Origin of the sequence: Brevundimonas sp. Leaf363, from assembly GCF_001424025.1 — a bacterium.
GTDB lineage: Bacteria > Pseudomonadota > Alphaproteobacteria > Caulobacterales > Caulobacteraceae > Brevundimonas.
The window spans coordinates 1-13,620 of the sequence record NZ_LMPZ01000006.1; the positions used below are offsets into that span (position 1 = coordinate 1).

At 69.6% G+C, this 13,620-nt stretch carries 13 protein-coding genes; 3 read left to right on the top strand and 10 right to left on the bottom strand.

The features are described 5' to 3' along the window. Nucleotides 1-255, top strand: a 255-nt coding sequence (locus tag ASG17_RS14815) for a M10 family metallopeptidase C-terminal domain-containing protein (protein ID WP_056105368.1), incomplete at its 5' end; no start/stop codon positions are given. A 4-nt stretch (nt 256-259) separates the two neighbouring features. On the opposite strand, the gene rfbA is transcribed toward ASG17_RS14815, so the two are convergent. The 5 genes from rfbA to ASG17_RS14840 form a co-directional block, all read right to left on the bottom strand. Then, a complete protein-coding gene (rfbA, locus tag ASG17_RS14820) occupies nt 260-1,132 on the bottom strand; it encodes a glucose-1-phosphate thymidylyltransferase RfbA (RefSeq protein WP_056105369.1) in 873 nt (290 codons plus the stop codon). Further along, nucleotides 1,129-2,031 (bottom strand): dTDP-4-dehydrorhamnose reductase, encoded by a 903-nt coding sequence (rfbD, locus tag ASG17_RS14825; protein WP_056105371.1) that lies wholly within the window; start codon nt 2,029-2,031, stop codon nt 1,129-1,131. Before rfbD ends, rfbA begins: the two co-directional genes overlap by 4 nt. Further along, nucleotides 2,024-3,076: a dTDP-glucose 4,6-dehydratase gene (gene rfbB, locus ASG17_RS14830; RefSeq protein WP_056105373.1), complete on the bottom strand. Its 1,053-nt coding sequence runs from the start codon at nt 3,074-3,076 to the stop codon at nt 2,024-2,026. Before rfbB ends, rfbD begins: the two co-directional genes overlap by 8 nt. Continuing rightward, on the bottom strand, nt 3,073-3,741 hold the full coding sequence (gene rfbC / locus ASG17_RS14835) for a dTDP-4-dehydrorhamnose 3,5-epimerase (protein WP_369796715.1): 669 nt from the start codon (nt 3,739-3,741) through the stop codon (nt 3,073-3,075). Before rfbC ends, rfbB begins: the two co-directional genes overlap by 4 nt. 74 nt (nt 3,742-3,815) lie before the next feature. After that, complete coding sequence (locus ASG17_RS14840) at nt 3,816-4,208, bottom strand: DoxX family protein (protein ID WP_056105375.1); 393 nt, start codon at nt 4,206-4,208, stop codon at nt 3,816-3,818. A 151-nt stretch (nt 4,209-4,359) separates the two neighbouring features. On the opposite strand from ASG17_RS14840, the gene ASG17_RS14845 reads away from it, so the two are divergent. Then, complete coding sequence (locus ASG17_RS14845) at nt 4,360-5,415, top strand: chemotaxis response regulator protein-glutamate methylesterase (protein WP_056105377.1); 1,056 nt, start codon at nt 4,360-4,362, stop codon at nt 5,413-5,415. Further along, a complete protein-coding gene (locus ASG17_RS14850; protein ID WP_056105380.1) occupies nt 5,412-6,242 on the top strand; it encodes a protein-glutamate O-methyltransferase CheR in 831 nt (276 codons plus the stop codon). The genes ASG17_RS14845 and ASG17_RS14850 overlap by 4 nt, the downstream gene beginning before the upstream one ends. 137 nt (nt 6,243-6,379) lie before the next feature. Here ASG17_RS14850 and ASG17_RS14855 read toward each other — a convergent pair whose 3' ends face one another. The 5 genes from ASG17_RS14855 to ASG17_RS14875 all read right to left on the bottom strand — a co-directional run bounded on the left by ASG17_RS14855 (nt 6,380) and on the right by ASG17_RS14875 (nt 13,523). Further along, the gene (locus tag ASG17_RS14855) at nt 6,380-7,960 is read right to left on the bottom strand and encodes a PAS domain-containing methyl-accepting chemotaxis protein (protein ID WP_082496323.1); all 1,581 of its coding nucleotides are present in this window, start codon (nt 7,958-7,960) and stop codon (nt 6,380-6,382) included. Between the two features lie 38 nt (nt 7,961-7,998). After that, the gene (locus tag ASG17_RS14860; protein WP_056105381.1) at nt 7,999-8,451 is read right to left on the bottom strand and encodes a chemotaxis protein CheW; all 453 of its coding nucleotides are present in this window, start codon (nt 8,449-8,451) and stop codon (nt 7,999-8,001) included. After that, nucleotides 8,448-11,201, bottom strand: coding sequence for a chemotaxis protein CheA (locus tag ASG17_RS14865; protein WP_056105383.1), 2,754 nt, complete (start codon nt 11,199-11,201; stop codon nt 8,448-8,450). The genes ASG17_RS14860 and ASG17_RS14865 overlap by 4 nt, the downstream gene beginning before the upstream one ends. A gap of 141 nt (nt 11,202-11,342) precedes the next feature. Further along, on the bottom strand, nt 11,343-11,846 hold the full coding sequence (locus tag ASG17_RS14870) for a DUF1543 domain-containing protein (protein ID WP_056105385.1): 504 nt from the start codon (nt 11,844-11,846) through the stop codon (nt 11,343-11,345). A gap of 12 nt (nt 11,847-11,858) precedes the next feature. After that, the gene (locus tag ASG17_RS14875; RefSeq protein ID WP_056105386.1) at nt 11,859-13,523 is read right to left on the bottom strand and encodes an FAD/NAD(P)-binding protein; all 1,665 of its coding nucleotides are present in this window, start codon (nt 13,521-13,523) and stop codon (nt 11,859-11,861) included. Between the last annotated feature and the right edge of the window lie 97 nt (nt 13,524-13,620).

Sequence of the window (13,620 nt, forward strand, 5' to 3'; positions counted from 1 at the left end):
ACCGACCTGAACGACACGTCGGACAAGATCGACTTCCGCCAGATCGACGGCGACGTGAACACGGCTGGGGTCCAGGGCTTCACCATCGTGGACAGCTTCTCCGGTCACGCGGGCGAGCTGGTGCTGAGCTACGACGCCGGAACCGACATCACCTCGCTGACGGTGGACGTGAACGGCGACGGGCAGGCCGACATGCTGGTGCGGCTCAACGGCGAGCACGAGAGCTTCGACCGGTTCCTGTTCGGCGGGGGTTGAGGCCTTAGCGGCGGTTGGCGAGGACGCGGCGCAGGTATCGGCCGTAGTCGCTCTTGCCCAGGCTGTCGGCCAGGGTCTCCAGGCGGGCGGCGTCGATGAAGCCCTTTTCGAAGGCGATTTCTTCGGGGCAGGCGATCTTGAAGCCCTGGCGTTGCTCCAGCGTGCGGACGAAGCCGGCCGCCTCGACCAGGCTGTCGGGGGTGCCGGTGTCCAGCCAGGCATAGCCGCGGCCCATAATCTCGACCGACAGATCGCCGGTCGCCAGATAGGCGCGGTTGACGTCGGTGATCTCCAGCTCGCCGCGGGGCGAAGGCTTCAGGTTGGCGGCGATGTCCACCACCTGACTGTCGTAGAAGTACAGGCCTGTGACCGCCCAGTTGGACTTCGGGTTGGCCGGCTTTTCCTCGATCGTTTCGGCGCGCATGCGATCGTCGAACTGGACTACGCCGTACCGTTCCGGATCATTGACATGATAGGCGAAGACGGTCGCCCCGTTCTGTCGCCCCATGGCCCGCAGGAACAGGTCGGTGATGCCGTGCCCGTAGAAGATGTTGTCGCCCAGGATCAGGGCCGATGGCCCCCCGGCGACGAAGTCCGCGCCGATGACATAGGCCTGGGCCAGGCCCTGCGGCTCCGGCTGGACGGCGTAGGAGAGGCTGAGCCCCCATTGCGATCCGTCGCCCAGCAGGGTCTGGAAGCTGGGCGTGTCGCGCGGGGTCGAGATGATAAGGATCTCGCGGATGCCGGCCAGCATCAGGGTCGACAGCGGATAGTAGATCATCGGCTTGTCGTAGACCGGCATCAGCTGTTTGGAGGTCACCAGCGTCATCGGATGCAGGCGCGTGCCGGACCCGCCGGCCAGGATGATGCCCTTCATGCGGCGGCCCTTTCGGTCAGCAGCTGGTCCACGATTTCGGCCACCGCATCCTGCCACGGGCGCGGATGGATGGCGAAGTCGCGGGCGATCTTGTCGGTGGCCAGGCGGGAGTTGGCGGGGCGCCGGGCGGGAGTGGGATAGTCGGTCGTGGGGATGCCCTCGACCGTCGCGGTCGGGCCGCCGCGCGCGGCGCTGAGGGTCAGGATGTGGCGGGCCAAGCCGGCCCAGCTGGTCTCGCCGGCGTTGACGAAATGATAGACGCCGGAGGGCGCGCCGGGGTCGGCGAGGAAGCGCAGGGTCAGGGTCTTCAGCGTCTCGGCGATGTCGGCGGCGGAGGTGGGGCAGCCGATCTGATCCTCGACCACCCGCAGGGCCGGCCGGTCGGCGGCGAGGCGCAGCATGGTCTTGAGGAAGTTGGCGCGGTCGGGGCTGAGCACCCAGGCGGTGCGCAGGATGACGGCGCGCGGATGGGCGGCCAGAACCGCCTGTTCGCCCGCCAGTTTCGACGCCCCGTAGACGCCGAGCGGCCCCCAGGCGTCGTCCTCGACATAGGGCGCCGATTTGGAGCCGTCGAAGACGTAGTCGGTCGAGACCTGCAGCATGGCCGCGCCCGACCGGGCCGCGGCGGCGGCCAGCAGGCCGGGGGCCGTGGCGTTGACGGCGAAGGCGGCCTCCCGGTCGGTCTCGGCCTTGTCGACGGCGGTGTAGGCGGCGGCGTTGATGACGGCCTTGAACGGCGTACGGGCGAAGGCGGCGGCGACGGCGGCGGGATCGGTTATGTCGAGTTCGGCGTGGTCGGGGGCGTGGATCACGACCTCGGCAGGCCAGGCGGCGCGTCGAAGCGCCAGGCCGACCTGTCCGGCGCCGCCGGTGACCAGGATGTGGACGGGCTCAGCCATGGCCCAGCCGTTCGGTGGCGTAGCGCTGATCGAGGATGTCCCGCCACCAGGCCTCGTTCTCCAGGAACCAGACGACGGTGGCCTCGATGCCTTGTTCGAACGTCACGGACGGGGTCCAGCCCAGCTCGGCGCGGATCTTCGACGCGTCGATGGCGTAGCGCTGGTCGTGGCCGGGGCGGTCAGTGACGAAGGCGATCTGCTCGGCATAGGACCGGCCGTCCGTATGCGGACGATGACGGTCGAGGATGGCGCAGATGGTGCGCACCACGTCGATGTTCCGGCGCTCCGCATTGCCGCCGACGTTGTAGGTCTGGCCCGGCGCGCCCTTTTCGAACACGGCCTGCAGGGCGGCGGCGTGGTCCTCGACGAACAGCCAGTCGCGCACGTTCGACCCGTCGCCATAGACCGGCAGCGGCTCGCCGTTCAGGGCGCGAATGATGATCAGGGGGATCAGCTTTTCGGGGAAGTGATAGGGGCCGTAGTTGTTCGAGCAGTTGGTTACCAGAACCGGCAGGCCGTAGGTGTGACCCCAGGCGCGGACCAGATGGTCCGACCCGGCCTTGGACGCCGAATAGGGTGAGCGCGGATCGTAGGGGGTGGTCTCGGTGAAGAAGCCCTCTTCGCCCAACGATCCGAACACCTCGTCGGTCGAGATGTGGTGAAAGCGGAAGGCGGCCTTGTCGGCGTCGCTCAGGCCGCGCCAGTACCCCAGCGCCTGATTCAGCATGACGAAGGTCCCGACCAGGTTGGTCTGGACGAAGGCGCCGGGGCCGTCGATCGAGCGGTCGACGTGGCTCTCGGCGGCCAGGTGAGCGATGACCTGGGGCTGGAAGTCGCTGAGGGCCTTCGACACCGCCTCGGCGTCGCAGATGTCGGCCTGGACGAAGCTGTAGCGATTGCTGGCGGCGGCCAGTTCGAGCGAGCTCAGCACTCCGGCGTAGGTCAGCTTGTCGAACACCAGGACCTGATGGTCGGTATGCTGGATCAGGCGCCGGACCAGCGCCGAGCCGATGAAGCCGGCGCCGCCGGTGACGAGGATTCTCACTGGCCGATCTCCAGCGGCAAGAGCGGACGACCGTCGTATTCGAACGGGCTGTCAAAATCCTTTAGACGCGGCAGTTTGCGATCCTTGTCGGACAGAACGGGGCCTGAGGTCGGCAGGGGCCAGTCGATGCCGATGTCCGGGTCGTCCCACGCGACGCCGCCGTCGCAATCGGGGGCGTAGACATCGGACACCTTGTAGATGACCTCGGCGTCCGGGGTCAGGGTGACGAAGGCGTGGGCGAAGCCGACCGGCACGAACAGCTGGCGGCCATTCTCGGCGCTGAGTTCGGCCGCGACCCATCGGCCCCACGTCGGCGATCCGGCCCGCACGTCGACCGCATAGTCCATGATCGACCCACGCACGCAGCGCACCAGCTTGGCCTGGCCGTGCGGCGGCGTCTGGAAATGCAGGCCGCGCAGGGTGCCGGCGTCGGCCGAGTAGGAGTGATTGTCCTGAACGAAGCGGACATCGATCCCGTGGGCGGCGGCCCAGGCTTCCGTATAGGTCTCGCTGAACCAGCCGCGCGCGTCGCCGAAGCGGCGCGGTGTCAGCAGACGGACGGGGTTATCGTTCAATGCGAAGGCCACGGCGACAGGGAGGGGCGCGGCCGTCGTCGCACCGGCCTGTGTCAGCCCGGTGACGGCCCATCCGACCGAATACTCCAAACCATCGCGCCTTGGACCCCCAAAAAAGAGCCGTGACCGCCGCCCCGCGCGACGCGGGGCGGCGGCAGGCGGCGTCAGGCGCGGCGACGCCCGTCCAGGCTCCAGGCGCCGGGGCCGGAGGTGACCAGGTAGAGGAATATGAAGCAGAACAGGATGGCCGCGTCGCCGCCGTTGACGGCGGGATAGACGCTCGAGGGCGCATGGAACATGAAATAGGCCACGGCCATCTCTCCCGACAGGATGAAGGCGACCGGGCGGGTGAACAGGCCCAGCACGATCAGGACGCCGCCGACGGCTTCCAGCAGGCCGCCGATGCCCATCAGGCTGAGCAGCTCCTGCTGGCCCGGCTGAGCGCCCTCGGGAAAGCCGAACAGCTTGATCAGGCCGTGGGCCAGAAACAGCAGGCCGGTGACGATGCGCAGGACCGCCAGAGCACGCGGCGACCAGGCGTTGAGGTTGGCGTTCATTGAGTTCGCTCCCTTGATGGACGACAGACGCGCCGTCGCGGCCGCATAGGACGCCCGTTTTGCGCAAATGGCTACGCTTGGCTGGGCAGCCGCCGCCGACACCGATCGTTCAGGCATCGATGCTACCTTGGGTGGAAATCAGGAACCTGCCGTGTCCGCACTCGCGCCTCGCCTCGCCGTCCCGCCGATCCGTGTCCTGGTCGTCGACGACTCCGCCATCGTGCGCGGCCTGATCATCAGCGGACTGGAAGCCTGGCCCGGAATCGAGATCGCCGGGCGGGCCGCCAATGGGCAGGCGGCGGTGGCCGAGACGGCCCGGCTGCGGCCCGATGTGGTGGTGCTGGACCTCGAGATGCCGGTCATGGACGGGATGACCGCCCTGCCCCTGATCCTGGCGGCCCATCCGGGCGTGAAGGTCATCATCGCCTCGACCCTGAGCCAGCGGAACGCGCGGATCAGCCTGGAAGCGCTGACGCAGGGCGCCCACGACTATGTGCCCAAGCCGCAGTCCGGGTCGCTGGCCATCGCGCAGGATTTCCACCGAGAGCTGGCGGAAAAGGTGACGGCGCTGGGCCGGACCGAGCGCGCACTCGCCGCGCCGGCGCGGATCGCGACCGGTACGGTGCGGCGGGCGCCAAAGGTGCTGGCCATCGGCGGATCGACCGGGGCGCCGCCGGCTCTGCTGAGCCTGTTCGAGGCGCTGGGAGGTGTGGACCTTCCGATCCTGCTGACCCAGCACATGCCGGCGGGATTCACGACCCTGCTGGCCCAGCAACTGGCGCGCGCGGGGGGCCGTCCGTGTACGGAGGGTCATGAAGGCGAGCGCATCGTTCCTGGCCGTGCCTATGTGGCGCCGGGCGGATTTCACATGACGGTGGGGGTCTCCCAGGCCGGGCCGGTGATCCGGCTGAACCAGGACCCGCCCGAGCATTTCTGCCGGCCGGCCGTGGATCCGATGCTGCGCAGCGCAGCCGAGGTCTACGGCGCGGGGCTTATGGCGGTGATCCTGACCGGCATGGGATCCGACGGCGCCGACGGGTGCGTCGCCGTGACGGACCGGGGCGGGCGCTGCATCGTCCAGGACGCCGCCACCAGCGTCGTCTGGGGCATGCCGGGGGCGGCGTCGCGAACGGGCGTGGTCGAGGCCGTCCTGCCGCTGAACCGGATCGGCGACTACATCCGCAACGCCGTGGGAGCCGCCCGATGAGCCCCGAGAACGCCGCCTTCTTCCGCGCCTTCGTGCTGCAGCGCTCCGGCCTCGTGCTGACGCCGGCGAAGGATTACCTGCTGCGCAGCCGGCTGGAGCCGCTGGTCCGGGCCGAGAAGCTGGCCGATCTGTGTGATCTGATCGGCCGTATACGGATGGCCCCCACGGGCGCCCTGGCCCAGAAGGCTGTCGACGCCATGGCCACGCACGAGAGCTATTTCTTCCGCGATGGCGCGCCGTTCGAACAGTTGCGCGCCAAGCTGCTGCCGGCGCTGATCGAGCGGCGGCGGTCCCACAAGCGACTGCGCATCCTCAGCGCGGCCTGCTCCAGCGGGCAGGAGCCCTATTCGCTAGCCATGCTGATGATCGAGCAGGCGGCCCTGATGCCCGGCTTCCACATCGACATTCTGGCCACGGACATGGCCGACGCCATTCTCGAGCGGGCGCGCACCGGCTGGTACAGCGACTTCGAGGTAAGCCGAGGCCTGTCGGCCGAACGGCAGGCGCGCTTCATGATGCGCGACGGCCAGGGGTTCCGGGTCGCCGATGAGGTCGCCCGCATGGTTCGCTTCCGGCGGCACAATCTGCTGGAAGGCACGGCGGGTCTGGGCCGGTTCGACCTGATCCTGTGCCGCAATGTGCTGATCTATTTCGAGCCGGCTCGGAAGGCCTGGGTGCTGGAGCGGCTGGCCGAGGTGCTGGAGCCGGACGGCGCCCTGATGCTGGGCAGCGCCGAGACGGTCGTGGGCCTGAACAGCGTGTTCGCCCCGGCGGCGGGGCAGCGGGGGGTGTTCGCCCCTGGCGCGACGGTGGCGCGGGTGGCCTGAGCCGGCCTCACCCCTTTGACCCGATCATCCTCGCGGACGCGGGGATCCAGTGAGAGCAACGCGCGCTCGGTTGGGCGATGCGGTCTTGGCCAAAGGACTGGATCCCCTCGTCCGAGGGGATGATCGGAGCAGGAGTCTTAAGCCGCCGCCAGCCGGTCCATCTCGCTGGTCAGGGCTTCGGCCTGCTGGGCCAGTTCGGCCGAGGCGCTGAGCAGGTCGGCGGAGGCGTCGCTGGTCTGGACCGCCGCGTTCGACACCTGGGCGATGCTGGACGAGACCTGGGCGGTGCCGTCGGCGACCTGGGCGACGTTGGCGGCGATCTCGCGCGTGGCGGCGGACTGTTCCTCGACCGCGCCGGCGATGGCCGAGGCGATCTCGGCGACCTTGCGGATGATGTCGGTGATCGAGCCGATGGCGCCGACCGAGGTCTGGGTCGCCGACTGCATCGCCGCCACCTGGGACGAGATTTCGTGCGTGGCGCGCGCGGTCTGGTCCGACAGGCTCTTCACCTCCGACGCCACCACGGCGAAGCCCTTGCCCGCCTCGCCCGCGCGCGCCGCCTCAATGGTGGCGTTCAGGGCCAGCAGCTTGGTCTGGCCGGCGATGTCGTTGATCAGGGTGACGACGTTGCCGATCTTCTGGGCCGCGTCGGCCAGGGTCTGGATCGAGACGCTGGTGCGGTCCGCCTCGGCCACGGCCTGCTGGCTGATGTTGCTGGATTCGGCGACCTGGCGGGCGATCTCGCTGATGGAGGCGGTGAGCTCCTCGCCGGCGGCCGAGACGGTCTGGACGTTGACCGAGGTGACCTCGGCGGCCGAGGCGACGGCGCCGGCCTGACGCGTCGTCTCCTCGGCGGTATGCGCCATGCTCTCGGCCGTGGCGCGCATCTCGGACGCGGCCGAGGCGACGATGGAGGAGATCTCCGTCACCCGCTCGGCGATCCGCTTCTGCTCGGTGATGTCGCTGGCGTATTTCACGACCTTGTAGGGACGGCCGGACGCGTCGAAGATCGGATTGTAGCTGGCCTGGATCCAGATCTCGCGGCCGCCCTTGCCCAGGCGCTTGTACTGGCCGGCGTCGAACTGGCCCTCGCCCAGCTTGGCCCAGAAGGCGCGGTAGTCGGCGCCCGCGGCCTCGGCCGGATCGACGAACATGCGATGATGGCGTCCCGTGATCTCGTCCGCGCCATAGCCCAGCGCGCGCAGGAAGTTGTCGTTGGCGGTCAGGATCGTCCCGTCCATCGAGAACTCGATCACCGCCTGTGACTTGTTGATGGCCGCGATCTGGCCCTCGAAGTTGGCGGTCTGCAGCTTGGAGGCGGTGATGTCGGTGGCGAACTTGACCACCTTGATCGGCACGCCGTGGCCGTCGACGATGGGGTTGTAGCTGGCCTCGATCCAGACCTCGCGGCCGCCCTTTCCAAGGCGGCGGTACTGGCCGACGTCGAACTCGCCGCGCCCCAGCTTCTCCCAGAACAGGCGGTAATCCAGGCTTCGGGCGTAGTCGGGATCCACGAACATGGAGTGGTGGCGCCCCGTCACCTCCTCGGCGCGATAGCCCATGGCCGACAGGAAGTTGCCGTTGGCAGTCAGGACCGTGCCGTCCATGGAGAACTCGATCACCGCCTGGGCCTTGCGGATGGCGTCCAGCAGGCCTGCAGCCTCGGCGGCCGGGTCGATGTCGAAGGCGCGGGTCGGTTCGATGGGTTGGGCGGACATGGCGGTTCCTCAATCAGGGTTCGGAGGGTCAGGTCGGGTCAGGCGGCGGCGTGGGCCTGATGCGTTGAAAGCGTGAGGACGGCCTCGACATCGAGGATCAGCAGAAGCCGATCCTCCATGCGGTGCAGGCCGGCGATCAGGGCGCGCCAGTGGGCGGACAGGGTGACGGGCGGCACCTCGCGATCCGCCCGGGACATCCAGACCACGTCGCCAACGTCGTCGACGATCAGGGCGTAGAGTTCGGCGCCGTGCTCGACGATGACGCTGATGCGAGCGCCCTCTTGCGGAGGCAGGCAGAGACGGCGGCGCATGTCGATGGCGGTGACGATCCGGCCGCGCAGGTTCATGACGCCGGCCACCTCGGGCGGGGCCTGGGGCACGCGGTTCAGCGGCGCCTCGGCCACCACGTCCTGCACCTGCAGCACCGGCGCGCCGAAGCAGGCGTCGCCCAGGCGCACGGTGACGAACCCCTCGATACGGCTCTCGCTCATGCCGCCCTCATCTCGATCGCCCCGCCGATGTCGGTCAGCAGGTCCTGGCCGGCGAACGCCGACAGGCCGCCGGTCGCCAGCGACTGGACGCCGAGGCTGAGCAGCGGCGTCTCGCGCCAGCGGTCCGCCTGCATCAGGGCGCGGGCGGTGCGGCGGGCCTGATCGCCCCGCGTGCTGGTGTCCGCCAGGATCAGGTCGAAGTCGCGCCCCTGGGCGTGCAGGGCCAGGGCCGCCTCGGGCGTCGCGGCGACGTGCACGGCGTAGCCGGCGCGCATCAGCAGCGGCCGCACCATCAGCTGGGTGAACGGGCTGCCGTCCAGCACCAGCAGGCGGCCCGCCTCGCCAGCCGCCGGCGGCTCCGGCTCGCCCGTCACGCGGCGCCAGTAGAAATCGATGTCGATCAGCCCCGCCGCCTGGCCGTCCAGGATGACGCTGCCGATCACGCCCGGCGTCGCTGCGGGCAGGTCGGAGCGGACGGGCGCCTCGACGATGTCGACGATCTCCTGCACCAGCAGACCCAGGTGCAGGTCGCCGCGCGCGAAGACCAGCAGCGGCAGGCGGCCCTCGCCCATCATCCGCGCGGGCTCGCCGGCGGCGTCCAGCACCGGCATCAGACGCCCGCGATACTGGCTGACCGTACGGCCGTCGACGGCTTCGACCTGCATCGGCGCCAGCTCCTCGATGCGCGAGACGCGGGCCAGGGGCGCGGCCTTCAGGGCGCCGTCGGCGGCGCGGAAGACCAGCAGGGGTTCGGTCGTCTCCGACGGCTCTGGCGCCGGGGCGACCGTCTCCTCCGATCGGTTCAGCAGGGCCCCGGCGCCGGCCTCCAGGGCCAGGCCCTTGAAGTCCAGGATCATTACGACCGCGCCGTCGCCCAGGATGGTCGCGCCGGAATAGACGCGCAGGGATCGCAGCAGGCTGGCCACCGGCTTGACCACGATCTCCTCGGTGTCGAACACCCGGTCGACGCGAACGCCGAACTGGAAGCCGCCGACGCGCGCCACGACGATGCAGGCGTCCCGAACCTCGTCCGCGCCGTCCAGCCGCAGCGCCTCGTTCAGCGACACCAGCGGCAGCAGACTGTCGCGCAGCCGCATGACCGGGGCGCCGTTCAGGGTCTCGATCCGCCGCGCGCCATCGCGGCTGTGCAGGCTGACCAGCTCGACGATTCCGGACTGCGGCAGGGCGAACCGCTCGCCCGCGCACTCCACGATCAGGGCGGAGACGATGCTGAGCGTCAGGGGGATGCGGATGGTGAAGCGCGTGCCGCGCCCGAGCGTGGACGCCAGGTCGATGGCGCCGCCGATCTGTTCGATGTTGGTGCGGACCACATCCATGCCGACGCCCCGGCCCGACACCGTCGTCACCGTCTCGGCGGTCGAGAAGCCGGGCGCGAAGATCAGCTGGCGCGCCTCCGCATCGTCCATCGTCGCCGCCTGGGCCGCCGCGATCAGGCCGTTCGACACCGCCTTGTCCTTGATCCTCTGGACGTCCAGGCCGCGTCCGTCGTCGTTCATCTCGATCAGGATGGCGCCGCCCTCGTGCCGGGCCGACAGGGTGATGCGGCCGCCGGGCGGCTTGCCGAGCGAGACCCGCTCGTCCGGTCCCTCCAGCCCGTGGTCACAGGCGTTGCGGATCATGTGGGTCAGCGGATCCTTGATCAGCTCCATGACCTGGCGGTCCAGCTCGGTGTCCTGGCCGGTCAGGGTCAGGTCGATGCGCTTGCCCAGGTCCATCGCCAGGTCGCGCACCAGTCTCGGCAGCTTGGCCCACGCGCCCGAGATCGGCTGCATGCGCGTGGTCATCACGCCCTCCTGCAGCTCGCTGGTGACCTGGTTCAGCCGGTGCAGGGGGGCGGCGAAGGGGCTGTCGGGCTGGTCCCGCAGGGCCTGGATCAGCTGGTTGCGGATCAGCACCAGCTCGCTGACCGTAGTCATCAGCGTCTCGAGCGTGTCGATGCCGACGCGGATGGTCTGAGCCCCGGCGGCGGGTTCGGCGATGCGGGGCGGGGGCTCGGCGACGGGAAGGGGCGCTGGGGCCCCAAGCAAATCGGCGACGGCCGCCGGCTCGGCGTCCAGCGCGATCAGGGCCTGCGACAAGCCGGCCGCCAGGCGATCGCGGCCGGGACCGATCAGGTCGGGCACGGCGGCGCCCAGATCGGCCAGCCGGTCCTGTCGCGCCGCCTCGGTCAGCGCCCGGCATAGGCGACCCTGAAGCTGATCCAGCCCCTGCCCGGCCAGCGCCGCCGCCTGCACCGGATCGGCCAGCAGGCCCGGCAGCGCCATCTCGCAGGCGCAATCCAGCGTCGCCTCGCCGCCCAGGCGCTGCAGCAGGGAACGGCCGTCGACGACGGGCGCCGGCTCGCTCGCGCCCGCGCCGTCGAACACCCGGTCCAGCCGCGCGATGAGGACGGCGTCGTCGCCCGCCGGTTCGGCGCCGCCCGCCGCCAGCGCCTCGACGATGGCGCGCACCACGTCGACGGCTTCGAGCACCGCCCCGACCGCCTGCGGCTCGACCGCCAGTTCGCCGTCGCGGAAGGCGCCGAGCACGTTCTCGGCCGCGTGGGCCACGGCCTGAAGGCGCGAAAGGGCGAGGAAGCCGCTGGTCCCCTTGATGGAGTGGATCAGGCGGAAGATGTCGCCCAGAAGGGCCGGGTCGTCGGGGTTCTGTTCGAACGCCACCAGCTTGGCGTCGACGGCCTCGATCCCCTCGCGCGCCTCGGCCACGAACTCGACGATGGCCTCTTCCAAAGGGCGTGCTCCTGACCGCCACGACGCGCATCTGCGCCGTGCAGAACCTCAGTCATGCCCTTGAAGGTTGTATAATGCGTTAACCACAACCGGAGCGAAGTCGGGTGAACTGTCGGCTTTCGCCCTGCTAGCCCTGTGCGCTCAGCGCAGAGGCATGTAGCGGCAGGTGAAGTCGGGATCGGCGGTGAGCAGGGCCGGCGTCAGGTGGATGTGCAGACGTTCCTCGGCCGCCGCCTGGTCCAGAGCGAACGCCTGTTCAGCCTCATAGAGGTCGTCCCGGTGCGCGTCGCGCCAGCCGGCGGCCTGCTTGATGGCGCGCGTCTTGGCCGCCGGCAGGCTGTCGGCGACGACGAAGACGTTGCGATGCCGCTCGGTGAACTCGGCGCTGTCGTAGCCGCCCAGGTTGACGTAATAGAGCTTGTCCGCGCCTTCCGACGGTTCGGGTCGCAGGGACACCGCGTGACCGTCGGCATGGGTGATCTCGCTCCAGCAGTCGATGTGGAGCGAGCCCGGCCGCCCCCACCACTGCGCCTTCAGCGCCTCGTGCGTGGCCTCGATCGTCGGCGCGACGATGAAGCGGATGTCGTGGACCTCGATATTGGCGCGTGGGTGCTCGCCGCCGATATAGATCGCGAACAGTTTCATGGTCAGGCTCGCCTAGGCAGCGGTTTGGAGCGCATCCGATACAGGCTTCATCGCCCCAAGCGCCAGCGCCAGACGGCGGCCGACGATCTCGCCCATCTCGTGCGAGCTGGTGATGCCCTGCACGAAGGGATGGCGACCCATGATGAAGGGCAGGCTGAGGCAGAACAGGCGATCTTCCGGCACGCCGTCGGCGATCGGATGGAAGACGTCGTCGATGACGATGCCGCGCGCGGCGTCCGGCGCGTCGCTGCTGCTCTCGTCGCGCACGATGCCCTGCTCCAGCAACGACAGAAAGGGGAACTGGATGGCGCCCAAGGGCCGCTGGCCCGTCGCCTCGATGAAGACGGGGAAATGCCGTGGGCGGTCGCCATGGATCAGCAGGACGCCGCCCTCGGGACGATGGGTGTCGATGCGGTAGTCGTCGCCCAAGGCCAGGATCTGCAGCACGCCGGCGCGCCGCAGCGCCAACATCCGCTCCACGGATTCATGCGGCACGGCGCCGTAGGCATCGACGAAAATCGGCTTGAGGTCGCGGTTAAAGCGCTGGAATTGAGGGCCGTCCAGGTGGGGCACGACGGCCGCCACGACCTCGTGCATACGCAGGATGGCGTCCCGCCAGGGCACCGTCACCTGAGCCGCGTGGTTGGCGCGGGCTTCCTCCAGATTGGCGGCCGCCCACTCAAAGGGATCGACCGCCGCGCGCTCGGCGAAATAGGCCTCGCTGAAGGTCTCCAGCGTGGCGTGCTCCAGGCCGGTAGCGGCGGCGTAGGCGGGATCGACCGCCATGAGCTCGCGCCGGAACAGGTCGAACACGTCGTCCAGCAGCGCCGCATCGGCCGCCGACGTCAGTCGCCCGATCGCCTCCGGCGTGCAGATATCCAGCGGCGCGTGCGGCAGCGGGAAGTAGTAGTCCGCTTCGGGCAGCAGGCCCTTGCGCGACATCATGGTGAGACGCAGCCTCTCGGTCCCGGGCGAGGCTTGATAGATCAGGGCGTCGTCCTGGCGGACGAAGGCGCCGTGCGCGCCGGCGATGGCCACAGCCGCGTCGATCGCGGTCAGCGACGAACCCCGGATGCCGATATCCGTCGCGGGCAGGCTCGCCAGGGTCGTCGCCGGCCAGGGGCTGAGGAAATAGCCGGGGCGCACCTCCTGCTGGGAGGGCCACTGGTGTCCGGTGGCCAGCACGACGTGGTCGAACAGCGCATGGCTCACGCCGCCGCCGCCCTGGGGCGACAGGGTCAGCCGCATGCCGTCCGCCGTATTGGCGGCGTCGACCACGCGACAACGGGTGCGGATATCGACCGTATTGCCCGCCTCGCGCGCCCTTCGCATCAGGGCGTCGAATTGGTCCTGGAAATAGCGCCCGAGCGCCACGCGGGGCACGAAGGCCCGATCGCTGATGTCCGCCGTCTGGACCCCCATGTCATGCAGGTCCGACGCGGTCTGATTGTGCAGCCAGGCCAGCAGGGTCTCGCCCAGCGGCGGGATCTCGACGCTGGCGATATTCGACAGCATGGCCGGGTCGTTCCAGCCAGGGCGATAGGGACTTCCAAGGCCGGCGGTCGGCTGGGCCTCGAACACGGTGATGCGCGCCCCGGACACGCCTTGGGCGAGCAGCGCGTTCAAGGTGTAGAGCGTGGTTGGGCCGGCGCCGACAAAGGCGATCGAGGAAGTCATCGCGGCCTGAATGCCTGGCGGCGCGAAAGGCGCCAATTGCCGAGAGCCGACATATGGGCCGGCGCGGCGGCATTTGAAGACTTTCGGCCGGACGGCT